General features: G+C 40.7%; 28 protein-coding genes and 1 pseudogene. 14 read left to right on the top strand and 15 right to left on the bottom strand.

Annotation, left to right across the window (positions count from 1 at the left end; translation table 11 throughout):
* Positions 1 to 11 precede the first annotated feature (11 nt).
* Positions 12 to 191, bottom strand: a complete 180-nt coding sequence (locus RCG24_RS09755) for a YjzC family protein (RefSeq protein ID WP_202653653.1) — start codon at positions 189 to 191, stop codon at positions 12 to 14.
* A gap of 253 nt (positions 192 to 444) precedes the next feature.
* On the opposite strand from RCG24_RS09755, the gene RCG24_RS09760 reads away from it, so the two are divergent.
* Positions 445 to 1,140 (top strand): Crp/Fnr family transcriptional regulator, encoded by a 696-nt coding sequence (locus RCG24_RS09760; protein WP_202653652.1) that lies wholly within the window; start codon positions 445 to 447, stop codon positions 1,138 to 1,140.
* A gap of 63 nt (positions 1,141 to 1,203) precedes the next feature.
* Here RCG24_RS09760 and mobB read toward each other — a convergent pair whose 3' ends face one another.
* Entirely contained in the window at positions 1,204 to 1,743 is a 540-nt protein-coding gene (gene mobB / locus RCG24_RS09765; protein ID WP_308078961.1) for a molybdopterin-guanine dinucleotide biosynthesis protein B, read from the bottom strand.
* Positions 1,731 to 2,996: a molybdopterin molybdotransferase MoeA gene (glp, locus tag RCG24_RS09770; protein ID WP_308078962.1), complete on the bottom strand. Its 1,266-nt coding sequence runs from the start codon at positions 2,994 to 2,996 to the stop codon at positions 1,731 to 1,733. Before glp ends, mobB begins: the two co-directional genes overlap by 13 nt.
* 195 nt (positions 2,997 to 3,191) lie before the next feature.
* Here glp and ric point away from each other — a divergent pair, with 195 nt between their 5' ends.
* A complete protein-coding gene (gene ric, locus RCG24_RS09775) occupies positions 3,192 to 3,887 on the top strand; it encodes an iron-sulfur cluster repair di-iron protein (protein ID WP_308078963.1) in 696 nt (231 codons plus the stop codon).
* Between the two features lie 67 nt (positions 3,888 to 3,954).
* On the opposite strand, the gene moaA is transcribed toward ric, so the two are convergent.
* The 4 genes from moaA to RCG24_RS09795 form a co-directional block, all read right to left on the bottom strand.
* Positions 3,955 to 4,971: a GTP 3',8-cyclase MoaA gene (moaA, locus tag RCG24_RS09780; protein ID WP_308078964.1), complete on the bottom strand. Its 1,017-nt coding sequence runs from the start codon at positions 4,969 to 4,971 to the stop codon at positions 3,955 to 3,957.
* 166 nt (positions 4,972 to 5,137) lie between these two features.
* Positions 5,138 to 6,262: a TIGR04053 family radical SAM/SPASM domain-containing protein gene (locus RCG24_RS09785; RefSeq protein ID WP_308078965.1), complete on the bottom strand. Its 1,125-nt coding sequence runs from the start codon at positions 6,260 to 6,262 to the stop codon at positions 5,138 to 5,140.
* 222 nt (positions 6,263 to 6,484) lie between these two features.
* Positions 6,485 to 6,823, bottom strand: coding sequence for a DsrE family protein (locus tag RCG24_RS09790; protein ID WP_202653646.1), 339 nt, complete (start codon positions 6,821 to 6,823; stop codon positions 6,485 to 6,487).
* 14 nt (positions 6,824 to 6,837) lie between these two features.
* Positions 6,838 to 7,146 carry a metal-sulfur cluster assembly factor gene (locus RCG24_RS09795; RefSeq protein ID WP_202653645.1) on the bottom strand — a complete coding sequence of 103 codons (309 nt, stop codon included), beginning with the start codon at positions 7,144 to 7,146 and terminating at the stop codon, positions 6,838 to 6,840.
* Positions 7,147 to 7,374: 228 nt separating this feature from the next.
* Between RCG24_RS09795 and RCG24_RS09800 the strand changes: the two genes are divergently transcribed.
* The 3 genes from RCG24_RS09800 to RCG24_RS09810 all read left to right on the top strand — a co-directional run bounded on the left by RCG24_RS09800 (position 7,375) and on the right by RCG24_RS09810 (position 8,639).
* Positions 7,375 to 8,187: a Cof-type HAD-IIB family hydrolase gene (locus RCG24_RS09800; protein ID WP_202653644.1), complete on the top strand. Its 813-nt coding sequence runs from the start codon at positions 7,375 to 7,377 to the stop codon at positions 8,185 to 8,187.
* Between the two features lie 111 nt (positions 8,188 to 8,298).
* A complete protein-coding gene (locus RCG24_RS09805) occupies positions 8,299 to 8,451 on the top strand; it encodes a hypothetical protein (protein ID WP_202653643.1) in 153 nt (50 codons plus the stop codon).
* A 2-nt stretch (positions 8,452 to 8,453) separates the two neighbouring features.
* On the top strand, positions 8,454 to 8,639 hold the full coding sequence (locus RCG24_RS09810; protein WP_202653642.1) for a DUF3813 domain-containing protein: 186 nt from the start codon (positions 8,454 to 8,456) through the stop codon (positions 8,637 to 8,639).
* Between the two features lie 49 nt (positions 8,640 to 8,688).
* Here RCG24_RS09810 and RCG24_RS09815 read toward each other — a convergent pair whose 3' ends face one another.
* On the bottom strand, positions 8,689 to 9,528 hold the full coding sequence (locus RCG24_RS09815) for a YitT family protein (protein ID WP_202653641.1): 840 nt from the start codon (positions 9,526 to 9,528) through the stop codon (positions 8,689 to 8,691).
* 108 nt (positions 9,529 to 9,636) lie between these two features.
* On the opposite strand from RCG24_RS09815, the gene RCG24_RS09820 reads away from it, so the two are divergent.
* Complete coding sequence (locus RCG24_RS09820) at positions 9,637 to 10,494, top strand: DegV family protein (protein ID WP_308078967.1); 858 nt, start codon at positions 9,637 to 9,639, stop codon at positions 10,492 to 10,494.
* Positions 10,495 to 10,545: 51 nt separating this feature from the next.
* On the opposite strand, the gene RCG24_RS09825 is transcribed toward RCG24_RS09820, so the two are convergent.
* Complete coding sequence (locus tag RCG24_RS09825) at positions 10,546 to 10,677, bottom strand: DUF3941 domain-containing protein (protein ID WP_133371656.1); 132 nt, start codon at positions 10,675 to 10,677, stop codon at positions 10,546 to 10,548.
* A gap of 70 nt (positions 10,678 to 10,747) precedes the next feature.
* Entirely contained in the window at positions 10,748 to 11,614 is an 867-nt protein-coding gene (locus RCG24_RS09830; protein WP_308078968.1) for a CvfB family protein, read from the bottom strand.
* 133 nt (positions 11,615 to 11,747) lie between these two features.
* Between RCG24_RS09830 and RCG24_RS09835 the strand changes: the two genes are divergently transcribed.
* Entirely contained in the window at positions 11,748 to 12,239 is a 492-nt protein-coding gene (locus RCG24_RS09835; protein WP_202653637.1) for a YajQ family cyclic di-GMP-binding protein, read from the top strand.
* 72 nt (positions 12,240 to 12,311) lie between these two features.
* Here the strand turns inward: RCG24_RS09835 and RCG24_RS09840 are convergent, their stop codons facing one another.
* Entirely contained in the window at positions 12,312 to 13,838 is a 1,527-nt protein-coding gene (locus RCG24_RS09840) for an alpha-amylase family glycosyl hydrolase (protein WP_308078969.1), read from the bottom strand.
* A 318-nt stretch (positions 13,839 to 14,156) separates the two neighbouring features.
* Between RCG24_RS09840 and RCG24_RS09845 the strand changes: the two genes are divergently transcribed.
* Positions 14,157 to 14,720 carry a DUF2777 domain-containing protein gene (locus RCG24_RS09845; protein ID WP_308078970.1) on the top strand — a complete coding sequence of 188 codons (564 nt, stop codon included), beginning with the start codon at positions 14,157 to 14,159 and terminating at the stop codon, positions 14,718 to 14,720.
* A 48-nt stretch (positions 14,721 to 14,768) separates the two neighbouring features.
* Here the strand turns inward: RCG24_RS09845 and RCG24_RS09850 are convergent, their stop codons facing one another.
* Together RCG24_RS09850 and RCG24_RS09855 are read right to left on the bottom strand one after the other, a co-directional pair.
* A complete protein-coding gene (locus RCG24_RS09850) occupies positions 14,769 to 15,131 on the bottom strand; it encodes a YisL family protein (RefSeq protein ID WP_308078971.1) in 363 nt (120 codons plus the stop codon).
* A gap of 105 nt (positions 15,132 to 15,236) precedes the next feature.
* Positions 15,237 to 16,145, bottom strand: a complete 909-nt coding sequence (locus tag RCG24_RS09855) for a fumarylacetoacetate hydrolase family protein (RefSeq protein WP_308078972.1) — start codon at positions 16,143 to 16,145, stop codon at positions 15,237 to 15,239.
* Positions 16,146 to 16,289: 144 nt separating this feature from the next.
* Here RCG24_RS09855 and RCG24_RS09860 point away from each other — a divergent pair, with 144 nt between their 5' ends.
* From RCG24_RS09860 to RCG24_RS09885, 6 genes are all read left to right on the top strand, one after another.
* Positions 16,290 to 16,511, top strand: a complete 222-nt coding sequence (locus RCG24_RS09860; RefSeq protein WP_308078974.1) for a spore germination protein — start codon at positions 16,290 to 16,292, stop codon at positions 16,509 to 16,511.
* Between the two features lie 18 nt (positions 16,512 to 16,529).
* Entirely contained in the window at positions 16,530 to 16,784 is a 255-nt protein-coding gene (locus tag RCG24_RS09865; protein ID WP_308078975.1) for a spore germination protein GerPB, read from the top strand.
* A 46-nt stretch (positions 16,785 to 16,830) separates the two neighbouring features.
* On the top strand, positions 16,831 to 17,433 hold the full coding sequence (gene gerPC / locus RCG24_RS09870; RefSeq protein WP_202653630.1) for a spore germination protein GerPC: 603 nt from the start codon (positions 16,831 to 16,833) through the stop codon (positions 17,431 to 17,433).
* Positions 17,430 to 17,612, top strand: coding sequence for a spore gernimation protein GerPD (locus tag RCG24_RS09875; RefSeq protein WP_202653629.1), 183 nt, complete (start codon positions 17,430 to 17,432; stop codon positions 17,610 to 17,612). Before gerPC ends, RCG24_RS09875 begins: the two co-directional genes overlap by 4 nt.
* A 2-nt stretch (positions 17,613 to 17,614) precedes the next feature.
* On the top strand, positions 17,615 to 18,004 hold the full coding sequence (locus RCG24_RS09880) for a spore germination protein GerPE (protein ID WP_308078976.1): 390 nt from the start codon (positions 17,615 to 17,617) through the stop codon (positions 18,002 to 18,004).
* Positions 18,005 to 18,205: 201 nt separating this feature from the next.
* Positions 18,206 to 18,424: a spore germination protein gene (locus RCG24_RS09885; protein ID WP_202653627.1), complete on the top strand. Its 219-nt coding sequence runs from the start codon at positions 18,206 to 18,208 to the stop codon at positions 18,422 to 18,424.
* Positions 18,425 to 18,526: 102 nt separating this feature from the next.
* Here RCG24_RS09885 and addA read toward each other — a convergent pair.
* Together addA and addB are read right to left on the bottom strand one after the other, a co-directional pair.
* Positions 18,527 to 22,319: pseudogene (addA, locus tag RCG24_RS09890) on the bottom strand (helicase-exonuclease AddAB subunit AddA).
* Positions 22,312 to 25,803, bottom strand: coding sequence for a helicase-exonuclease AddAB subunit AddB (addB, locus tag RCG24_RS09895; protein WP_308078977.1), 3,492 nt, complete (start codon positions 25,801 to 25,803; stop codon positions 22,312 to 22,314). The pseudogene addA and the gene addB overlap by 8 nt, the downstream one beginning before the upstream one ends.
* Positions 25,804 to 25,859 lie beyond the last annotated feature (56 nt).

The following is a 25,859-nucleotide window of genomic DNA, read 5'->3' on the forward strand; positions in this document are numbered from 1 at the left end:
ATCTTTTTCTATCATGGTTTCCTTTGATAGGTCCAAACCCTCTCATCATTTGAGTTTTCTGGAAATGGATCTCCGGCTTTAAGCTTTATTTTTTTAGGGTTAATCACATTGCTCCCTGTATCTCCGACTTCAATATAGACACCGTTATTCGGTGCCTTGTCTCCCGGTTTAAATTGTCGATTTTGTCCCATTTTCATCCCTCCTTATTATTAACATTTGTAGTATTACCTTTTAATATCGGTCCAATAAAGGAATTTCTTTCAATTTGACTAACGAATCGACATTATTTCCTAAGAAATACTTTTTATGAAGATTATATGAATTTATTCTACAATTATTGCTATTTATTCCTTGTAAACAATATACTTATGGTAATATCATGTTAATTTCACCGAACAGTTTCATTTTCAGGCCTGATTCGTACCTGTAAAGGTGGTTAAAATTATGCAGCAGTCAATCAATGAAATTCCAGTTACACTCTCACGTCTTTTTGAACTGGTTCACTACGTTAAAAAAATGAAAAAAGGGGACTTCTTATTCCGGGAGGGAAGTCATGCTGAGGAACTATTTATTGTCCAAAGCGGTGTCCTTCAACTGAGTAAAATTATCCCCGATGGCCGGGAGCTTACTTTAAGAATGTGCAGCCATGGTGATTTTATCGGCGAGTTAAACTTGTTCTCTTCTTCGCCGCGGTATTTATTAAGTGCTCGTGTCGCCGAGAGTGGTGAAGTAGCGGTTATTATGAGAGAGGAACTCGAGAAAAAATTATCAGAGGATCTTCCCCTTTCTTTTGAATTCATCCAATGGATGAGCCTGCAATCGCGAAAAACACAAACAAAGTTTCGTGATCTTGTTTTGTACGGAAAAAAAGGGGCCTTATACTCAACCTTAATACGTCTTTGCAACAGCTATGGAATCACTGCCAGCAATGGGATAGTCATTGACTTGCCGTTGACGAATCAGGAATTAGCCAATTTCTGCGGTACCTCGAGGGAGGTAGTAAACCGGCTGCTCAGTGATTTGAAAAAACATGAAATTATCTCGATTGCAAAGGGTACGATTACAGTTCACGATGTAGAGTATTTAAAACAAGAAGTTGACTGTGAGGATTGCCCAGTAGAAATTTGTAAGATTGATTAACCTTTTTATATAAAAAATCGGCCCGAGTGGCCGATTTTTTCCTTTACCTGATTTAGTATTCTGCTACTTATTCTTATGTACAGCATCGGTACATCTCTCGACAATAAATTGTTCGGCAGATCGATCATTTATGGAAAAGCATGGAAGATCGAACCATCCTTTGACCAAATCCTTTATTTCTTCCTGCCAGTATATGACCGCCTTAATGTTTGTCAACCTATGCAATAAATCGACATCGCCGATTTCTTTTAGTAATACCACCTTCGGATATCCCGAAAACTTATGACCTTCAATCAAAATCAAATCGGGGTGGAAGAAATCTAACAGTTGTATTTGCTCTGGCAAACTTAATTCCTGTCCTTCTGCTTGAAGAAGCAAGCGGCCATCACCAGCTGCGATCGCTGCTACAGCACCGGCACTGACATGTTTACTGGAATCCTTGTGTTCCAGGACATCCGGTTTTCCGCCATGACCGTGATGTTTGATGACTGCTGTTTTTACTCCATTATTAGCTAGAGTTTCTATTAATTTCCTAATAAACGTTGTTTTCCCGCTATTTTGAAACCCAACAACTTGAAAAACAACAGCATTTACCAAGGCCATTCACTACCAGTCTGATCTTCAAGCAAGAGTACCGTAACTTCACTGCCCGCGGTAAAACCTCTCGTCCCCCCAGGCAGTATCGTCAAAGCATTAGCCCCAGAAAGGCTCATAATTATATTTGATTTATCTAATCCGCTAGGAACCACCTTTAATCTTCCATCCTCCAAATAAACGGTGCTGCGGACCAATCTTGTAAATGGATTCGCTTTTGGAAAGTCTGCTTCAAGGATTGCTTTTTCCTTTCTTAGATGTGGCTTTGGCGAACAAAGGGCGATTCGAATAACGGGTCTAACAAACAATTCAAACCCGACATAACATGCTGATGGATTGCCGGAAAGTCCAAATAACAGCTTGCCGTTATGACGGGCAACGGTTGTCACACTGCCAGGACGCATGGCTACTTTATTAAAAAGGACTTCAGCGCCTAATTTTTGATAAATTTCCGGAAGAAAGTCATAATCGCCAACAGACACTCCTCCTGTCGTAATCAGAAAATCTACTTTATCGATTGCATTCTTAACTGCCGTAAAACACGTATCAAATTCATCCGGAAGTTTACCGAAGTAACGACAGGTTCCCCCAGATCTGGCAATTTGTGCTGCAATCATATAGGAGTTACTATTACGAATTTTTCCGGGCACTAAAGGCTCATCAACTTCCAGTAATTCGGTACCGGTAGCAAATAGACCAACAAGCGGCTTTTTAGCCACTGGTACTTGGTTGTAGCCAAAAGTCGCAAGCATAGCTTGAATTCCTGGGTTAATCGATATTCCTTTTTTGACAAGTACCTCTCCCTCCTTGGCATCCTCTCCTCTGAAAGAAACGTTTTCGCCCTTTTTAATGCTGCGCTTAATAGACATAAAAGGAACTCCGTTTTTTTCGTACGTATGTGCCACTTCAAACATAACGACCGCATCGGCTCCTTCAGGCATCATCGCACCGGTCATAATCCGGACTGCCTGGTTCCTGCTGACTATTTTTGCAGAAACTGCTCCTGCACCAATGTGATCAATCACTTCGAATTCAACCGGGTTGGATATGCCCGCCCCTTCAGTGTCGATCGAACGGATAGCAAACCCATCATACGGTGATCGGTCAAAATGGGGAACATCATGGGTGGCTGTTAAATCCGCAGCCAAAAAACGACCATAACTTTCCTCAATGGGAACATGCTCAATTACTGCTTGGTGTGGAAAAGCAATAATTTTTTTTACTGCATCTGCAATTGGAATGGGTTGTCTTCTTTCAAACAATTTCATCGGCTCCTATCTCAACAGTTCAAAATCTCAATATTCATTATAACCCTATAATTTGAAAACGCTAATGGATTTCACAAAGAAGAAAAAAACATAGCAAAAGTGTGATGCCGGTCACCTTGTTTTTTACTCGTTTGGATTATGATTATGTTAGTAATTATTAAACTTTACGATTCAAAGGAGGATTTCCTAATGTCTTTTCCATTTACAGCTGATTCTTTAGTTAGAGATATAGTGAATGAATTACCTAAAACAAGCGATATCTTTAAAAAGAAGCGCATCGATTTTTGCTGTGGCGGAAATATCCCTTTATCACAGGCAGTTTCCCAACGTGGGCTTGATATCGATACAGTGCTGGAAGAATTAAAAGAAGTTTTCGAAAAATACCAAGATGAAGAAAAAGATGTAACCGTTTGGACCGATTCTAATTCTGACACCATTATCGATCATGTGATTGAAAATTATCATCGAGTATCTGAAGAAGAATTAAAGAACCTTAGCCCCTATGTGACGAAGGTTTCCCGCGTTCATGGTGATAATCATCCAGAGCTTTTAAAGGTCTATGAGCTTTTTAATGAATTCAAGAAAGAGTTACTTGAGCATATGGAAAAAGAAGAGGCAACCGTCTTTCCGTTAATTAGACAGCTTGAAAAGGGAACAATTGAAAATCGTCAAGAAGCAATCAATCAGATTGTTGAGCTTGAAAAAGAACATGACCAATGCGGTGAGATTTTAAGACAAATCCGCTCCATTACTTCCGACTATGCTTTACCGCTTGACGCTTGCGGTACCTATCGTTTAGTTTATGCCCGGTTGGAGGCATTAGAAGGATTAACCTTTATGCATGTCCATCTCGAAAATAATATTTTGTTTCCGAGATATATGTAGTGAATAATGAGCCTGCCAGTATATCTGCAGGCTCATTTTTTAACTAAAATGATAGTGAATTCTGTTTTTAGCCGCCAATGTAAGACATTTCAATTTTCTTGCGGTCGTTGTTAACCCCAGCAGTTCGTTCATCGGAATATCGGTCATCGCGTCCATTCCAAATGGTGCTAATCCGCTCAGATAATTGTTCATCCGTAGCGCCATTCCGCATAAAATTGCGGATATCATGGCCATTTCCGTTAAATAGACAAGTAAAAATCTGTCCATTGGCAGACAGTCTGGCACGAGTACAGCTTGAGCAAAAAGATTCAGACACTGAAGTAATAAACCCTACATTGATGTTCTGATCCTTGTAGCGGTAAAGTTTGGCAACTTCTCCATAATAAGCAGGAGTAACAGGCTCCAGCTCGAAATGTTGTTCTAACAGTTCATAGATTTGCCGTTTGGTGACAACATCATCCATTTTCCAGCCATTTGTCGAACCGACATCCATAAATTCAATATAACGAAGTTCTAAGCCGTTCGCTTTGCAATATTTTGCCATCGGAATAATTTCTGATTCATTTAACCCTTTCTTAACCACCATATTAATTTTGATTCGAAGTCCTGCTTGCTTTGCTGCTTCTATACCGGCAAGTACCGGACCAATTGCGACTCCTCGCCCGTTTATTTTTCCAAAAAGCTTGTCATCCAAGCTGTCCAGACTAATATTTACTCGCTGTAAACCAGCCTTCTTTAACTCCCAGGCTAATTTTGGTAAAAGGACACCATTCGTCGTTAAGGCAAGGTCAGCTAATCCGTCTATTTGGGCAAGCTTTTCTACCAGAGTTGGTAAATCCCGTCTTAACAGCGGTTCACCACCGGTCAGGCGGATTTTTTCGACCCCCAATTGAACAAATATATTGGCAGCTCTCACAATCTCTTCATATGTCAGCAAAGCACTTCGAGGTAAGAATTCAAAATCAGGACCAAACTGATCAGCAGGCATACAATATTGACAGCGAAAATTACAGCGGTCAATAACTGAGATTCTTAAATCCCGTAAAGGTCTGGTTAATTTATCCTTGATAATGGTTTTTTCCATTGAATTCAACTCCGTTATATTAAAGAAACGTGTTATCACTATTGTATCAAATGATGACAAAAAAAAGACTAATACTTTAAACACTATGATAATATTTTTATTGACTTATGATAAAAGATGGTGGGTTCTTGAGCGCCCGACCATCTTTTATTCATGATATTTCTCTTTATTGTCCTTGCTTTTCCCTTAATGCCTTAGGAATATAAACGCAGAATGGTTCACTTTCGAGGTAGTCTCCGGTCATGGCGTAGGCTCTTGACCTTGACCCGCCGCAGACATAGCGGAATTCACAAACACCGCATTTGCCCTTAAAGCCATCCGGATTTCTTAGTGCCTTGAAAATGGGGGACTCCCGATAAATTTCCGCAAGCGGAGTTTCCCGAACATTTCCAGCCTTAACCGGGAGCAAACCACTCGGATAAACATCGCCAATGTGGGAAATAAATACAAAGCCGTTCCCATCATTAACGCCTTTCGGTGCCCTGCCTAAGCCATCAATCGATCCGGTCAGCCCTTTTTCGGTTAATGCCGCTAGATAATCGATTTCGTTAGTCTTCGCTTTCGCTTCCCGCATTTTCTGCTGAATGACAACTCGACGATAGTGCATTGCTTCGGTTGTTTTAATATCAAACGAAACTTGCTTACTAAGATCATACAGCCAGCGCAGCACCTTTTCATGCTCTACCGGAGATATCATGTCAGCTACCTGCCCTCTCCCTGTTGGTACGAGGAAAAAAACGCTCCAAAGGACGCAATTTAACTCTTCCACTAATTTTGCCATTTCCTCCAGATGCTCATAATTATACCTGGAGACAACGGTATTGATCTGAATTGGCATTTCCAGCTCATGTAAATACTTTATCCTTTCGATCGTCAGGTCAAACGAGCCAGCTGTCCCGCGAAAATGGTCATGGATCTCGGCAGTGGGTCCATCTAGACTAAAGGCCCAGCGAGAAAGACCAACCTCTTTCGCTTTACGCATCGCTTCAAGCGTCACATTTGGGGTTGCACTAGGTGTCATCGAAACCCGTACCCCTTTATCGACCGCGTATTTAGCAATGTCGAATACATCCTGCCGCATCAGCGGGTCACCACCAGTAAACACAAGCAGCGGATTATTCATTTCATATATTTGATCGATTAAGTTTTTTCCTTCTTCAAAGGTTAACTCCCTGGGATCTCTTGTATATTGTGCATCGGCACGACAATGCAGACACTTTAATTGACAAGCCCGGGTCAATTCCCAAATGACAATAAACGGATCTTTATTAAAGTCCCGGCTAAAATCCATTTCAAACGCCTCCTAATACGGCTATTTCGGCCAAAATTGCCTTAATATCCAATATTATAAAGCTGTTTATGCTTGGGAAAAGTGAACTATCTCACACTTTCGCCAGATTGGGAATTCCCGCCAAAATCTGCTATCTGCGAGTTTGTAAAGCGGTTCATGTTCATGGAAACCGTTAAGTAGACAAGGAAGGAATTAAGTAAAAACAGCAGTAGAAACTGCTGTTTAGGAAATGGTTAATACCTCATATTTTGCGGCCAGTTCAATAAAATCTCCCATGCCGCTTATCTTACCGACGGTTAATTTTTCACTGACCCCATAATGGTCGGCACATGTTTTACACGCTAAAATAGCGACACCCTTTTGCTCAAGTTCTTTTAAGTGGACGGAAACGAGTGACTCTTCTGTCATCGTCAAGACCCCGCTGTTCATGCAAAAAACAGCCGCAGGAAGGTCGTCCCTTTGCTTTAAAATCGTGAAAAATGTTTCTAAAATGTTTTCTCCTAAGATTTGATCGCCCCCGCCAAGCTGATTGGAGCTGACTAAGATCACTTTATTATTCATGTAACTGTAACTCCTTAGCGAATTCCTAAAGCAATTTTTGCATAGCGTGACATCATGTCCTTATTCCATGGCGGATTCCAAACAATGTTGACATCCACATCTTTAATTTCGGGGATATCCGCCAATGCCCTTTTCACTTGATCTACGATTGTTCCAGCAAGCGGACAACCCATTGCTGTTAATGTCATCGTAACAGTCAAAATGCCTTCGTCATCCATTTCCAGGTTGTACACCAAACCTAAGTTAACAATATCTATGCCAAGCTCAGGATCAATAACAAGCTCCAGAGCCCCCATTATATTCTCTTTTAATTCCTCATTCATGTTTTCTTCACTCCTTTTATATCTATATATCCTATTATATCAAAAGAACTTTTTTCCATCACACAGATACGGTTTCCTAGCAGCTGAGTGTGAATTTTTTTACAGTCCCGATATAAAATTGTTAACATAGTGTTTAAAGGAAAATAAATTTCCTGTCAGTAGTTTAACATGAAATTGCGTTTTTTCCTAAAGCAATGCATAATGGACTAAAAGTGAGGGAGTCTTCTAATGGTACAAAGACACTTAATTGCCTTAGATTTAGATGGAACATTATTGAAAAATGATAAAACCATTTCGCCGAAAACCAAAAAGGTACTGCAAAAAGCAAAAGAAGAAGGTCATTTGGTGATGATTGCAACCGGAAGACCATATCGTTCAAGCGAAATGTATTATCGGGAATTGCAATTGGATACGCCAATTGTCAACTTTAACGGTGCCTTTACCCATCATCCGCAGCAGGCAAACTGGGGATTTTATCATGAACCGCTAGATGTAAAGGTGGCTAAAGACATCGTTGAGGCATGCAGCAGCTTTCAATTGCATAACATTATTGCCGAGGTCATCGACGATGTTTATTTTCACTATCATGACGAGAAATTGCTGGAAATTTTTAGTTATGGCAATCCGAAAATTACTACCGGAGATTTAATACGTTATCTCCATGACTCACCGACGAGCATGCTGATCCATACAGAAGAGGATCAACTGCAAAAAATTCGTGACCACTTGTCAAGCGTTCATGCAGAAGTAATTGAACAGCGCAGCTGGGCAACGCCATGGAATGTGATTGAAATTATTAAAGCTGGTTTAAATAAGGCGGTCGGATTAAAAAAAGCTGCTGATTACTATGGAATTCCGGCAGAAAGAGTGATTGCTTTTGGTGACGAAGACAATGATTTAGAAATGATTGAATATGCCGGCCATGGAATTGCGATGGGAAACGCGATTGATCAACTGAAAAATATCGCTAATGACGTCACCTTGCCAAACGAAGATGATGGGGTTGCGTCATACCTTGAAGATTTGTTAAAGCTAAAATAACTAGTTGGTCGCCATTGTTTACCTAAATGAATCGTCCTTTAATCGTGCATACTAGACTTGAGACAGCAGCGCTGTTTCAAAAGAGCTTTTAAGCATATTGGAGGGATTCGAATGGGTAGATCGAACAAATCGCGACGCTTTGTCCAGCAGGGAAAGGATTCCGTTACCAAGCATGCTGAAAGGATTCCTTACAAAATGACCTATGCTGAAGCTGAGGCTCGGAAAATGGCCAATGAAGATAACTCCTCATTTGGAGGATTTTAACAATGGGTAACCAATTATTCCAAGATGCCCGAAGATTTGTTGAGATGGCAAAATCTGCCGACCCTGCCGACCGTGAGAGTGCTGTGTCAAAAGCAAAAAATGCTCTGCGTTCTGCTTTTGCCAACTCCACTTTTGCGGAACAAAGACAGCTCCAAGAAATGCAACAAGAGCTTGATCAAATCACTTAAAGAGAAAAGCAGGTACACCCTAAAACATGGTGCACCTGCTTTTCTTCTATTATTCCTTTCGGAAGAATCCGTAAACTCCTGTTGTTTGGACAATGTTGGTAAAGGCATTTGGGTCCACTTCGTGGATCACCCTTTCCAAATCAAACAGCTCGTAACGTGTAATGACAATCATCAGCATATCTCTTGTTTCGTTTGAAAAGGCTCCCTTAGCCGGAATCATCGTGATTCCGCGGACAAGTTTGGCATGGATCGCCTTTTTCATCTCTTCCGCCTTTTTCGTAATAATAAAGGCCGTCAGTTTGGCATGACTTGTATGAATAGCATCGACCACTCTTGTTGAAGCGTATAAGAAAACAAGCGTATAAAGTGCTTTTTCCCAACCGTAAACAAATCCTGCCGTGACAATAATAACGCCATTTAAGGCAAACATATAAGGTCCTATCGGTTTATCTTTCGATCTCGATAATACCAATGCGATAATATCAAGTCCGCCAGTTGATGCCCCCCATTTTAATGTAATCCCTACTCCGACTGCAAGAATGACCCCGCCAAAAACAGCATTTAGCAAAATATCATGTGACATTTGCTTGACCGGAATCAAGTCGATAAAGATCGACGACAGGGCAACACTAATAATACTATAAATCGTAAATGATTTGCCAACCTTTTTCCAGCCTAGGATCGCAACTGGAATGTTCAGCAGGACTAATAGTAAGCCAATTGATAAATGTATTGGCGTGTAATCGGATAAAATTTTTGAGAGTAATTGGGCAATTCCGGTAAAACCACTAGAATATACATTTGCAGGTATAAGAAATAAGTTCATTGCCAGCGCCGTTAAAAAAGCACCGGTGATCACAATGGCGATTTTTTTTATTTCCAGCCACATATGAAATTCCCCCTTTATTTTCTGAGATGTTAGTTAGATAATTGTTTTTTTTACCTGAAACCGATAAACTTAAAATTATAGAAATTTCGTTGAAAGCAGGTGAGCAACATGCAAGTTAAAATTCTAGCTGACAGCGCATGTGATTTACCCAAAAGTTTTTACCAACAACATAATGTTACACTTATTCCATTAAATGTCCACATAAATGGTGAAGAATATGAAGATGTTAAAAACATTGATCCTAAAACCGTTTATACTGCGATTCGCAATGGGATCGTCCCGAAAACATCGCAAGCCTCTCCACTCTTATTCGAACAAGTTTTTACAGAGATGGCGAAAAAAAATGAAGATGGTATCTATATTGCTTTTTCCTCACAATTGTCGGGAACATATTCTACCGCTGTTATGATTCTTGACCAAGTCAAGGAAAAATATCCGAACTTTCACTTAACCATTATTGATACAAAATGTGCCTCATTGGGACAGGGACTTATTGTTATGGAAGCGGCAAGACAGGCAGCCGCCAATGTCCCTAAAGAAGAGATTGTCGAGGATATAAAATTTAGAGCCCTTCATATGGAACATCTCTTTACCGTGGAGGATTTAGATTATTTGGCAAAGGGGGGCAGACTCTCAAAAGCATCGGCCTTTCTGGGAGGTTTATTGAATATTAAGCCCATCTTAAATGTCGAAGATGGAAAGCTTGTTCCGATTGAAAAAATTCGTGGTCAAAAGAAGGTGTTTCGCCGGATCATTGAACTGATGAAAGAACGCGGCAGCAACCTTGATCAACAAATAATCGGCATCAGCCATGCTGATACCGAGGAAACAGCGCTTGAAGTAAAAGCGATGATTGAAGCGGAATTTCATCCTAAAGAAGTTTATGTTTCCTCGATTGGCGCTGCCATCGGTGCTCATACCGGTGCAGGAACAATCTCGATATTCTTTTTAAATCAACTTGCATAAGAAGCCTTGATTAAGGGTGACAAGTAAAGGAGTGAGGCGGTACCTCACTCCTTACTTATGGTCGGTCTTTTTCGAGTACTGATTTTTCCCGGCTTGGCGGTTTTTTTCGCGAATCATATTTTTTTCATGACGTAATGCGTTGTTGTCCTGTGCCTTCTTATCATTATCTGACGTATGTGGCAAAACGACCTACCCCTTTCAAATGCTGTCAATATTAGTGTCTGTCATTTTGAAAAAGGATATGTGCCGGACTTTAACTATTTTTCTTTTCATATGTCCAGCTGCCTTCTTGATATACTTTTCCTTCTTTCATCAATTTTCCCAATGCCCGTTTGAAAGCTGCCTTGCTTAAACCAAAACGTTCCTTTATATCCTCCGGCATGCTTTTATCCGTATAAGGCATGGCTCCATTTCTGCTCATCAAATATTCATAAATACGGGCGGCATCCAATTCCAGCGAATCCTGTTTACGGGCAAGGAGTGACACATTAATCGTTCCATCTTCTTTAATATCAATAATTCGCCCCTCCACCTTTTCACCGAGACGAGGTTCTTGGTTTCGTTGTGATTCATGAATGAAGCCCTTAAAGCCTTCAAGCGTATAGATCCAGCTGCCTACTTTAGCTGTTCGGTAAATATACCCCTGAACATTTTTATTAAAGCTTGACCGCGTTGCTTTTGTGGAAATCGCTTGAATCACTTGATCACTGGCAAGCTTTGCATATAAGAGATAACTGCGGTTTACTCGAAGGGTAATGTAGAGCATATCGCCCGCTTCCGGCCAGACTGATTTATGAACCGGAAGATCATCCTTCCCCAGCAAAATATCCTTTTGCAAACCAATATTCAAAAACACACCAATATCCGGTTTTACATCCGTCACCTTCACCCATGCATAGTGTCCGATGGAGACCTCAGGAATCACAGTTGAAGCTGTAGGTCTCCCTTCAGAATCGACATAAAGAAAAACCTCAACTTGTTGCCCCTCTTCCAATTGTTGATCCGTTTCATTTTTATGTAATAAAACATCTTCATTTCCATCTGTTAAAAAATAGCCGAAGGGCGCTTTACGTGCCACAGTTAAAATGGTAGTTTGACCGACTAATTCTTTTAATGTCAATGATAACTCCCCTTTCCTTTTGGAGCTTTCTTTAGGTTGTAAAACTAGTGCTTATTTTACTATAATGAAGCCATGAAGGGAAACTTTTACGGATGAAAGTTGTTATAATGTGCTAAAAAATGGAGGGCTGGCCATGGCAAAAGATAGTTCATTTGATATTGTATCGAAAGTGGATTTTTCCGAAGTCACCAATGCAATTACACAAACGATGAAGGAAATTACTACCCGTTATGATTTTAAAGGCAGTAAAAGTGAAGTTTCACTTGATAAAGAAGAGCTTGTTCTGATTTCCGATGATGAATACAAAATGGAGCAGCTAAAGGACGTTCTTCTTAGTAAATTAATTAAAAGAGGCGTGCCCATCAAAAACCTTGATTATGGCAAAATCGAGAAAGCTTCCGGAGGCACAGTCCGGCAGCGGGCAAAGCTTGTCCAAGGGATTGACAAAGAGAATGCCAAGAAAATTAATACAATCATTAAAAACAGCGGCCTAAAAGTGAAAAGCCAACTGCAGGATGATCAAATCCGTGTCAGTGGCAAAAGCCGCGATGATCTGCAAAAAATTATTTCCTTAGTTCGTGATGCCGACTTAAGTATCGATGTTCAATTTATTAATTATCGGTAAGAAAAGCGCAAGCGCCTTCGGAACAAGCATTAGCTAAAATTGGCAGCGGTGAAAGTTCACCACTGCCTTTTTTTAATCAACTATCGTTCGATTTCTTCTTTTAAGAATAAATAATAAAAATACCAGGAATAAGACAACAACCAGCACTAATGATCCAATAAATGGTATATTTATCCCTGTTTTTTCGGCAAGGACGTAAAGCTCGGAAATGTCCCGATCGATAATGAGCACATATTGATCATTATGGCTGCGCACTAGGTCTCCATTCAACAAACCGCGCAGTTCTTTACCACCTTCAAGCTGCTCAGTTGTCAAGGTAACCTTTTGTGATTTAGTCGTATTATTAATCGCAATGACGGTTGTTTCCCCTTTATAAATTCTCTTATAAACCATCAGTCCATTTTGGTTATAAAGCATTTCAAACGTTCCCCGCGTTAAAGAGGGCAGCTGATTTCGCAATTCACTAATTTTACTGATGTAATCGATCAGTTCTTTTTCTGCCCGAAAATTCATCGGCTGTCGATTATCGGGAACTTCACCGCCATTTAATGCAATATCCGTCCCATAATAAATGAACGGAATACCAGGCGTTGAAAATAAATATGTTAACGCCGTTTTCCAACGGGTACCTGGAAACTGCCGCTTTTTGACAATATCGCGGGTAAATCTCGCCGTATCTTCAGTGTCCAAAAAATTTACTGTAACATTTACTGATTGGTCCTTTGCAGCATCTGTATATTCTTCCGGTAGCGGCTGATTAGTCGCAGCAAAAACTTTGCGGAGCTCTTGACTGCGAGTAAAATCTAATACCGTATCCAAGCCGGCGTTTCGATAGCTTTTCAGATCGATAACCGTTGCTTTTGCAGGAATTCCCATTAGAAAGAAATCCGTTTTTTCTTGTTTCATAGCAGCCGAGAAATCCTTCCAAAAGCTTACCGGCACATAATTTACCTCAGGGAGGGTATAGCCGTCAATATTTGTTTCTTTTATCCACCATTTCGCCGCGTCGAGCAAATATTGTTTGACCTCCGGATTTTCCTGATTTAAATCAGGTAACCCATCAGCCCAGCCATTTTCCGCCTCTTGTTGATTATTCCAGTTTACAGTACTTTTTTTCGGATGGAACCAATTCTGTTTCCCTGCATCACTCACCCATGGATGGCTTGTAGCAACATTATTGGTGACAAAATCAAGTAAAACTTTCATTTTCCGCTTATGAGCTTCCTTTACAAGCTGCTTGAACGTTTCAAGTGACCCGAAATGCTCGTCCACTTTATAAAAATCCGTGACCCAATATCCGTGATAGCCATTTTTGGCATTAGCGAAAATGGGTGTTAAGCGAATGGCCGTAAAGCCCATGCTCTGTATGTAATCTAGTTTATCGATAATTCCCTGTAAATCGCCGCCATTATACGCTAACGGTTCTCTTGTATTGACTCCGAAATCATTTTTCGTATCACCATCATTAAAGCGGTCAATCATAATGGAATAAATCGATTCATCCTGCCACAAACGGTCTTCTTTCTTAATTTCTGCATTGGCAGGAATGGCTGAAACTAATAACAGGCATATGAAAATAGGAATCATTCGTTTGAACATTCATTTACCCCCTCTTCCCTACAACCATTTTAATCTATGAAAGTAGTTATTCCAAATTTTATCTTCTTTTCTCCAGACTGCCCATTTTATATAGGCTACTAACATAACAAAGTATCAGAATGGCGAAAATCGGAATATTTTAAGATAGGGGAAATTAACTTGAATATTAAACATTCAAATGAGATTTTATCAATCGGCTGACAATTGCGGCCCCTCCTTTGCACTTGCCACAAACAAAATTTTCCAACTACGATGGGTTATAAAATTCCAGGAAGATGTCTAAAAAGAAAAATGAAACATCTGACATGGAGGTTAACGATGAATCGACAACAACGAATGCACCTTTATGATATACAAAACAGGGCCTATACAGAAGGAACTGTTGAACAAATAAATGATCAGTGGATTTTTTTTGATGAGGAAACGGAAGAAGCTGTCATGTTGGAAGATTTTCTCCAGCAGGAGATGGAAATATACCGGATGAATCGTTGGAAAAAAGGTATTTTATATGAAGCAGGAAAAATCCGCATTGGTAATGAGGTTATGATGCTTCGTGATCATGATCGTGTTAGAATTAGAAAGCATTTAATCTATTCACTAGAAAGGCTTTTAGAAGGAATCAACGATGATGCGTTTATCCAATTCGTCACGACGTTAAATTCATTAAATTTTTCCATTTTTGATTGTATTTATTGTTACAACCATTTATCTTTTCTATCCGATGAAAATCGTAAGGATGGAGTAAATTTTATGGTCTTCGATAATCAAAATGAAATTTGTAATGTACAGCACCATTTTTGTTATTATGAAAAAATAAATGACCGCTTTGAATTCACGATTAATACAGGTAAACGATTGATTATTGAAAAATTAATTTCCTAAAAAGAGAAGCTGTCAGATGGGAACCTCCATTTGACAGCTTTTTATTTTTTATACAGGATAAAAAATGGACATTGGCAGCTTCACAAAGCCTAAATATAATACAAGCGCCCAGGCAATCACAAATTGGAACCAAAAAACGGAGGTCCTGCGTTTATTGGCAACTCGACTGAGAATGATTTCAAACAGACCAATAATCCATAAACCCACGACTGCTTTTAATATATACATCGCATTGATATTAGTTAATTTGAAGAGAAGCCCAACACCTGTAGCAACAATAATCAGATAAAGTACCCGTAAAATCATTTGCACCATTTTTGCCCCCTTCGTCTTTCCGTTAGACAGGAGAATAAGGGCAACAATAAATAATATAAGCGCTAACGCCCATGCAGTGACATGTCCATGTATCATATATTTTCCTCCTATGTAATAGTTCGAGACTATCATATCATAGGATTCTAAAAATTTCGAAGAAAAAGCAATTAATTACAGTGATAATGCTATTAATGATATTTATTAATGTTCGATCTCATTTACGAGGGTTCCGATTTTTTCAATTGTAATTTCCATTTTATCCCCTGGCTGTAAAAACTTTGGCGGTTTAAAGCCTTTCCCTACACCGGCAGGAGTACCAGTTGCGATGATATCTCCTGGTTCAAGCGTCATTCCTGCTGATAAGACAGAAATAATTTCTTCAACCGAAAAAATGAAATGCTTTGTATTGGAACTCTGTCTTACTTCTCCGTTTATTTTTGTTTCAATGTTTAAATCATTAGGATTATCAATCATATTTTTATGAACAATCCACGGTCCCAGGGGCGCAGTTGTGTCCAAACTCTTACCGATAAAAAATTGCTTATGCCTTGATTGCAGGTCTCTGGCGGTCACATCATTTAGAATGGTATAGCCAAAAACGTGGTCCAATGCTTCTTCGCGTTTAATGGCCCTTCCTTTTTTACCAATGATAACAGCCAATTCACCCTCATAATCAAGCTGTGATGTTACGTCCTGATGATTTAACACCACCGCATTCGGACCGATGACTGTCGTCGGTGCCTTTGTAAAGACCATGACATGTTCAGGGATATCAGCTGCACTTCCCAATTCAATCGCATGCTCAGCATAATTTTTACCTACACAAAAAATATTTTTCGCTGGTCTTGGAATCGGGGCAAGTAATGTTACCTCCTCGATCGGGAGATAAAAAGAAGCGGCTCCTTCCTGTGTTTGTACCCAATCGAGCAGTTGACTGACCTGATTAATAAACTCTTCTCCGGCGGCAATACAGTCAAGCATTGATGCTGGGAAACGCTTTTTCCCCGTTCTCGCCGCCTCTGCTTGATGTAGCACGAGGATCTTCTGCAGATCGTCATCAAGTAAGCCAACAAAAATTTCTGCCTCTTTTTTTGCCGTTACAAACTTCATATGAATCCCCCTTGATAAAATAGCTTCTTATTTAGAATAAAGGATATGAGACAATCTAACAAATATATTTTTTGGGCTAATTAATCACATTACTTTCGCCCATACATAGGATATGAATAGAAATATAAGGGAAGGGTGTTATTTATGCCAGCCATTGTAGGAGTAGCTCAGGTGATCACTCTTGGCAACAGTTCGGTTTTTCATATTGGCGATGTCTATAAAATTATGCCTTTCTCAAATGCAAAGACATTTTCGGGCGCAGGTTCCTTTAATACTGGTGAACGTTTGCGCGTCGATAATAACTTGAGCTCGACCAACACATTTGACCCGGATATGATTGACCAAAATAATGCTTTCAATATGTAATTTCTGGGTGGGCTGAAAATGAATTTTTATATCCAGCAGTCGATTCATATTAATACCATAAAAATTGGCGGTGTCACAAACTCTTCTGTCATTCAAATTGGCAGTGCCGGTATCATTAAACCGCAAGCAAACCTGTTTAATACCGGCGGCTTTCTCAAATCAGCACCGACTGCTATTAAACAGTATGGGCTGACCCCTCCCACCCTACAAGAAATACCTTCTGTTCCATTGCAGGCACCTGTAAGGACTGCAGGAAAGGTAAACAGCAGTTAAGCGCCACGAAACGGCCCGAAAATAGATCGTGAATGGGGTGATCGACATGACTCAGGATCTTTACCAATACCTTCAATGGCTGCAGATGTGTATGCAAACACAGGAACAAAGAATTTCAGCACTTGAACAAACTATTCTTAAACTTCAGCAACAAATCAAGAATTTAGATGAGAAAAAGGCCATCCACGTAGACAGAATCGAGTATAAATTTGATCAATTAAAGGTAGAAACACTAGAAGGAACATTGAATATTGGCCTTAATCCAAATGATATGTCAGCAATTGAAGACTTTGCCGTACAAAATCAAACACTAGCCACCCCTTTTTCACCTGAAACAAACATGCGAAAATCGATGAAAATAGAAGAAGCGATTTATCAATATTTAGAGACGGAATTACCGCAAATGATTGAAAATAATCAAAGAAAATTATCCATTCCACCGAACGAATCCTATTTATCCTTCATTAAACAGGATATTATTAAACAGCTTCCCGCCAGAATTGATTATCATCTGAAAGCTAGTCAAGCAAGTGAGCAGCAAGTGACTGATGAGCAAATTATTGAATTATTAAAACAGGAAATTGAGAATGGCGTCTTTGTATTTCTAAATAATCTGCCAAATCATGTGAAAGGAATGAAAAATGAATGATCTTTGAAGTTTACAACCGCAATCTTTGTGTCGATAACATTAATATTACCGGGGTTGCCAGCTCCTCGATGGTCTTTGTGGGGGATACTGACACGATTCAACTCGCTTCCATTTTTGACACTCCGCCGGAATCCTTAATTATTGGACCATTTGTTCCGCTCGCACCGGAAGTGAGATAAGTATGCTCGGTAGAACATCCGTTGTTGACAAGGCCAAAGTATTTATTGTTTCTTATTCTTCCATTTTTCAAATTGGTGACTCTCATTATATCTATAAATTATCACGTGCACTAGCGGTTCAACGGGAGGCTGAAATATTTTTGGGAGATGAAGGAAATTTTGCAGCCTTTCAAACCTTTACCCGCCCCATTTCCCCGCCTCCCATTGATGAATCTATTTCAATTGCTCACCATCACTTATCTCCAATCATCAAGGTTAACAATATCAATATCATCGGAATTTCTTCTGCCTCAATGCTTAATATCGGCAATAGTCATCATGTTGCAATGGAAGCAAGAATTAAGCATATACGCCAGCTTTTACCTACTGGGCATGAACAGGATATCGGGTAACCGCATATGTTACTGTATGGCTTATATCGGATTTTATCCCGCCTTAACGGGCAGTAAGACCCCGAGAATCCCCAGTTACAAGGAATCTAGGCGGGGGATCAACTGCCCGTAAAGGTCCGATTGGTTCAACTAACCATCAGTGGGGGATGAAGAAAACCCCACTGATGGAAGTTTCACTTTATCCAAAAAGGATGTTGTTTTATGCCAGCAATAATCGGTCCTGTACAAATTGTGAATGTTAGCGGTGGGGTGGTTCAATTTGGCGATACCTTATATATTTCACCAAAAACGTCAACTAAAACGTCTGCTGGGTCTGGAGGCTTTAATACCGGCGGGGTGATCGTGGCGAATAACGGATTAAGTGCAACAAATGTACTTGATGCAAACGTAATTGACCAGCCAATAGCGGGAAATAATTAAATAAAAACTTGCCGGTTGGCGAGTCCGTAAACACGAAGACAGAGGCGCAGATAGATTTCCTTTTAGCCACAAAAGAAGACTGACTCAAAGAGTCAGTCTTCTTTATCTTTTCTCAGAATCGAGTTTGATGATATGGGCTCCGTCAAAGAAAAATAAATACCTTTCCGTCACATTTCGTTTCCAAATTTTCTCGATAGCTTTTGTATATAAGTCAATTTGCACCTTATAGCGCGCTTCCAAAATCGGTTTTGCCTGGTCAAAGCCACCCTTAAATCGGTCGGTAATGCTGTCCGATTTATAATCGATGATCACAAGACCTTGTTCATCCTCAATCATACAATCGATAATCCCTTGAACAAAAATGGATTCATCATCTTCCTGCCAATCATGGTAAACCTCATCAGCCTTTAGAGACAAGGTAAACGGCACTTCACGATGAACCGCATGAGCGGATAAGTATCTTTTTCCTAAATCTGTTTGGAAAAATTGCTCGATTAATTTGCCATCAATAACTTGAGCCTGCTCCTCAGTTAATAATTCTCGATCCACCATTGCCCTGATTTGTGCGGAAATGGCCGCTTCATTTACAGGTCTGGTCAAATCAAGATGCTGCATCACCATATGCATGGCTGTTCCCCGTTCAGCTGGACTCAAGGTCTTTTCCTGCATAAATTTGGGACGTTTGAGAATCGGCTTTTTATACTTTCTAATAAGATCTGTCCCACTCTGTTCGTCTGCCATTTCCCGTTGACGTTTTATTTCGGAAACAGATTGTTTCGACCGATGCGTTGCCGCACTGCGAAAAGGATATTTCCACGAGAGTCTTTCGTTTATTTCCTTGGCAAACGTTGAGGTCAGCGGGATTGTTTGTTCTTCCTTAACTAAGCGAATAAAATCATTCTCCTGTAAGTCATCCTCGATTTCCTGTTCCTTAATCTCGGCGGCTGCCGTCATAATAATTTTCCAGGTTGAAGGATGCTTTCTAATCTCTTCCGGAACAAGCTCATACATTTTTTCAGTAATTCTTAATACCTCACAGTCTTGATGACGCACCAGTGCAGGGCCAATCCAATCAAGATAACTGGCAACAGCTGCGCGCCTGTAATCCTTCAGCAGCCATTCTTGATGATTGACATCCTCATTCCATTGCCCCATCGTTTTTGCGGCATCTTTAAGCGTTGCAGTCAAATAGAGTTTTTCCTTCGCCCTGGTCAGCGCCACATATAAAACACGCATTTCCTCGGCCAGCATCTCCATTTTCTTTTTACGTTTAAAAGCAAGTTGCGGTAACGATGGGTAGGAGATCCGCTTTTCCACATTTACATACTTGGCGGCAAAGCCGTACTCTTTATCAAGCAAATACGGTTGCTTTAAATCCATCATGTTAAATTTCCGCGCCATTCCTGCAATAAATACAACCGGAAATTCCAGACCCTTACTGCTATGAATGGTCATAATCCGGACTACATCTTCTTGCTCCCCTAAGGCACGAGCCGCCCCAAGATCATCGCCTCTATCAATCATGCGTTCGATAAATCTTAAAAAACGGAATAAGCCCCGAAATGATGTTTGTTCATAGGCTCTCGCCCTGTCATACAGAGCCCGTAAGTTTGCCTGGCGCTGTTTTCCACCTGGGAGCCCTCCGACAAAATCATAAAATTTCGTATCTCGATACAGCTGCCAAATTAATTCTGAAAGTGAACCTTGACGGGCCATGGTACGCCATTGTTGTAAAGCTGTATAGAATTGGCAGACCTTATCATAAAAGGCTTGTTCTGCTTCATTCGTTTTATCAAGGCAAAAGGAAGCGACCGCATCCCAAAATGAACCGCGCTTTTGATAAAGCCGGATTCTTGCCAGCTCTTCCTCATTTAAACCGACAATGGGCGAACGCAGAACGGAAGCCAGCGGAATATCCTGAAATGGATTATCTATGACTCTCAATAATGACAGCATGATGGCAACTTCAGTCGCTTGAAAATATCCGGTTGATAAATCAGCATAAACCGGGATACCTTGCTGCTTAAACTCTTCGATAATTTGCGGCGCCCAGGTAAATGAGCGAAGTAGAATCACGATGTCACGATATTTCAGCGGCCTTTCCGACTTTGTTTTCGGATTATAAACAGGGGCCCCATCCGCCACCAAATCCTTTATTTTTGCCGCAATTACCCTTGCTTCCAGTTGGGACTGTTCAAGATCAGCCTTATCAAACACATCTTGTGCCGCTTCGGCTTCCGATTCGTTCTCTGTCTCTTCCAGCGTATCCTCCTCTTTCTGATCAATCAAAATAAGCTCAATTGGAAATTGTTCGTCTTCAGGATATGGCGCCCCATTTCGCAATTCTGCCGCTTCGTCATATTCGATTTCGCCCACTTTTACGCCCATTATTTGTTTAAACAAGTAATTGACGCCTTCGAGTACTTCTTTACGGCTGCGGAAATTACGTGCTAAATCAATTCTTAGCCCTGATGCATCCCCATCAGGCCGGAAGCGATTATATTTCGATAAAAATAAATTCGGTTCGGCCAAACGGAAGCGATAAATTGACTGTTTCACGTCCCCGACCATGAAAAGATTTCCTGCTGCCTCCTCATCTTTCGCAATTAGTTTTAAGATTGTTTCCTGAACCATGTTCGTATCCTGATATTCATCAACAAACACTTCTTTAAATTGCCGCCGATACGAAAGGGCAGCCTCTGATGGGATAAATTCCCCCTCGGAGGTAACTTCTTTTGTTAAAATCTCAAGGCAATAATGCTCCAAATCAGCGTAATCGACAAGCCCCTTTTCCTTTTTGGCGCTTTCAAAGCGCTTGGAAAATTCTTTCACCAGATTCGTTAGCGTTGCGATTAACGGGTACATCTCTGTCATGTCGCGCAAAAAGCTTTCCGGTTTGCGGGAAAATAATTCCGTCTGTAGCATCTGAACTTTTTTCTTTGCCTGCTCTCGCAGCTTCTGTGCCTTTGCTGTCAGTTCTTCATGATACTCCCCTTTTTTTAACCTTTTTGCCGTCGAAAAGGTCACGCTTTGCATCGCTTGATAAAGGGTTTCCCAAGAGTCCTGTTTGGCTTTGATTAACGTATCAATAATATGCAGATCATCCAAGAAGTTTTCCGCCCTTGGTGCCGGTCCGTCCGGAAGCTTGGTGATTTCTAAGCCCTGGATGATCATTTCCCGGGCAGCTTCCAGCTGTAATCCAATATCAAACCGGAGGGCTTGAGTAAATGGCAGTTCTTCCATATTTTTAATGTTAGAAACATTATACATTTCTGCTATTTTGTTTAAATATTTTCGCGGCTCCGGGTTCGCTTGGGCAAAATCATATATCGTCTGAACAATCGTCTCTAAAGCGGCATCACTGCGATCGTTCGTGAAAGCATCCACCAAGCTGAAAAATGCCTCGTTATCCTGCTTCCCATATTCAGCTTCAAACAGCTCATCGATAACTTCATTCTCTCATGAGTTGTGCCTCTGTGACATCAGCAATCCGAAATCCCGGATCAACATCTATTAAATAATAATACTTGCGAATGACCTCCATGCAAAAAGAGTGAAGGGTAGAAATAGAGGCCTTATTTAATAAACTCAGCTGCTTTCTCAAATGACGGGAATGGGGATCATTGTCAATCGCTTTTTCCAGCGCCTCACCGATCCGGTTTCGCATTTCTGCCGCCGAGGCGTTCGTAAAGGTAACGACTAACAATTCATCCACATCGATCGGGTCGGCTTGAGAAAGGATTTTTTGGATAATTCTTTCGACAAGAACTGCCGTTTTTCCAGAGCCGGCAGCAGCAGCGACAAGAATATCTTTATCTTTTGCCATAATCGCTTTCCATTGGTCGTCCGTCCAGGTTACATTTTCAGGCTTTGCCGGAATAACCATATTACTCATGCTGTGCGGCCTCCTTTCTTATCTTCTCTATAACGCTATCCTTAGAATGCGCCGTGAGGATTCGGTAATGATTGGGTTCAATCGATTCATCAAATTGGCATACCGATTTGAAAGGGCAGAAGGTACAAGGTGTTTTGTTTTTCAATTTATACGGGGAAATATTCGTCTCTCCGTCAATGATGGCATTCCCAGTTTTCTGATAGATTCCTCGTACATACTTCCTAAGATCGGCAAATTCCTCTAGTGTGGCAACCTTTGATTTTTTCGATAACTGTCCATCCTTTTTGATCCCGGCAGCAATAACCTGTGAATCCCCGGAATCCAGGGATTGATCCATTAACCGAATAACATCAGGGTCACTCACCATTAAGCCGTTCATTTTAAATTTTTTCAGAATCTCCGTTTCAATTTCATCGTTTGTCAACATTTTGGTCGCATTCACAAACGGATTGTGAACATGAAAATATAGGACACCGGCCGGATTTGCCTTTATCTCTACCAATTCTTTTGAATGAGTTATGACAATATCAAGATAGGTCAACATTTGCAGAGCCAGCCCATAATAGACCTCGGTTAAATTGACATCCTTTTCACTTGATTTATAGTCAACGACCCGTAAATAGATATTATTATCCTCTGCCTTGGCCTGGTCAACCCTGTCAATCCTGCCGGCTAATTCCATCTTCTTTCCATTTTTCAAAGCAAAGGATAACGGCGGCAGTTTCCCTTTTGGACCAAAGCTTAATTCCAACCCAATTGGTGAAAAGCCGCTTACCTTCGCATGTTCACTTAGGACGAGCGAGGCACGGGTAATAATTTGTTCAAGCTTCCGTCTAATATAATGATGGCGCTGAGAGCTTAGGAGAATTTCATTTTGCAGCTTTGGCGCCAGTGTTTTAACCGCTTCTTTGGCCAATTCCTCGCATTGCTGTCTAGTGAGTCCCGCCCAGGACAGCTTCTGCTCATTGACGATATCGGCAATTTGCTTCAAGGCGGCATGAAATAATTCCCCGATATCAGGGGCTTGCAGTCGAAATACTTGTCTCTCCCTTAACTTCAGGCCATGCTGAGCAAAATGGGAGAAGGCACAGGAGTTATAGAGTTCCATCCTTGAAACACTTGCTTGGATTGTTTCTCCATATAATTCTTCTGCTGTTTTTTGGGAAAGCTTAACAGTCTGATTCGTGTAAAAAAGACTTGAGAATACTTTTTGTGCCTGTTTTCCCCCTGGACTTGCGATGTAATAGTTGTACACATCCCACCACAAATCAGAAATAGGGTAATTTCGCTTTTTCAATTGCAGCTGTGCATTTAAATAAGCGAGTGTAGTGGTTTCATTAGCGACAAAGCTTAGCTGCTCTGCCTCTGAAAGTTCCGAAGGGTCGGTAACATAAAAATGCTCGACTGCATCGGGAAACATGTCTTTTAATCTTTTAATATAAGATGAGGGTATTAATGATTTTCCTTCTTCATTTGCAAGCGGATAACTGACATACAGTAATTCAGACGGTGCCGTAAAGGCTTTATAGGCTAAAAAGTTTTCATCCAATAAGCGAATTTTGCTGCTCGGAGCAAGGGTAATGCCATTGATTAACAGCATTTCACGATCTTCGTCTGATAATATTCCTTCATCGGAAACCTTTGCCGGCAAAACTCCCTCATTGATGCCCACCACAAAGACAACTTTCATCTCATTTAGCCTTGATTTTTCTAAATCACCGACTAATACCTGGTCAAGGGCAGGTGGAATAAGGGAAAAATGTAATGATTCAAACCCGGCCTCAAGGATGTCGGCAAATGACTTTAATGACACCTGGTCATCTCCTAAAACCTCCACATATTGATCGAGAAGATCGATGACAGCATTCCAAACTTGTTCATGCTCCCGGGCTTTAATCAGATTGCCAGACTCTTCAGCAGCCATTTTCCAGCTTTCCAATTTTGTCGGAATATCTAATTCCTCTAAAAATAAATAAATGGCTTCACAAAGTTTTCGCCCTGTATCGGCCCGTTTCAGGCGTCGTGATAACCGCATTAACGGTGCCGTAATCATCAGTTTTAATTCATTTAACTCTTGTTCCCATGCTTTTTCCGCATCTGTCTGGACTTTTGCTTCCATTTCCAGGCCTCTGATGTTCCGATATACCCAGCGATCCTTGCTTGTCCATTTGCGGCCATTTATTCCGTAAGCCAAAACATAGTTTTCAAGCTTGTCCATTTTCTCACGCATATCCCTGATAGTTCCATCAAGCGGATAAATTAATTCCGTTTTGATCATCCGAAATATCGGTTCATAGCGCCAATAAGAATAAATTACTTCAAGGCTGGAACGGATTAATTCAATTAACGGGTGATTAAGCATCGTTCTTTTTTGATCGATAAAATAAGGGATTTGATAATCATTAAAAACAGGCTCGACAATCTCATGATAATCGCCGCCATTCCTGATTAGTATTGCAATATCACGGTAGCGGTACCCTTTTGTCCGAACCAATTGACGCATCTCGCGGGCAATTCCCTCGATTTCGGCACGCCGGTTAACCGCTTGACAAAGATGGATGTCAGTTTCACCATGAAAGGCTTGAACAGGACGATCATCAAATTTCTGCTCTAAATGCCTTAGTGATGGGCTGTTCCATTTTTTTGGTTGTTGTAAAAATACTGGCTGTTCCAGTTCAATCTCAAATTCATGGGTGATGTCAAAAAGGATATGACAAGTTTCATTTGATGCCCGAAATAAATCCAGTTCATCCTGGATCCTGGCAAAAGCTGATTCATCTGTGGTCATAGCAACGGATACTCTGTTGCAATGCTTGGCCAGCTCGCCAATGATTTGATATTCTTGCGGTGAAAAATGATCGAAACCATCGAGATAAATTTCTGCATCACGTAAGTAAAGAGAGGCTGCTATTTTTTCAGCGAGCAGGCGAAAATAATCTTCGGAATCAACATATTTTCCAAAGATTTGATCTTCAAATTCTCGATAAATTAATTCTAAATCATGCAGTTTATCTTCCAATGCCTTGGAAGCTAAATGTTCTTCAGAAAGTTCTAACCCACCGGTCAGTTCCTCCGGTCTGATGCAATAACGCTTGAATTCCGTCACCATTTGCTCTAATTGTTCGATAAATCCGGTCTTGTCGACAGCCCGTTGAAAGAGCTTCAATTCCTCTTTCCGCTCGTCAATAATTTTGCGGAGCAGCATATTTATTCCAACATTGCTTAGATGCAGCCTGCTTATGCCGCCGGTTTCCTGGAGAATTCGCCATGCCAGCCGTGAAAAGCTGTACACCTGTGCCCGAATCATACCAGCGATGGACGGATCGGTTGCCAGAAGGTATTCTGATTGAAATGTCATCTGTTCTGGAACGATATATATTAGCGGCGGACCCTCCGGATTTTCAATTAGTTTCCTGCGGATCTCGTTGTGGAACATTGTGGTTTTACCACTTCCGGTACGCCCGATTACCATCCTTAATGACATGTGCAAACCTCACTTTCTCTTCATCAATTGTCTACCTTTTATTTTAACACAAATAA

Origin of the sequence: Neobacillus sp. OS1-32, assembly GCF_030915425.1 — a bacterium.
GTDB lineage: Bacteria > Bacillota > Bacilli > Bacillales > Cytobacillaceae > Neobacillus > Neobacillus paridis.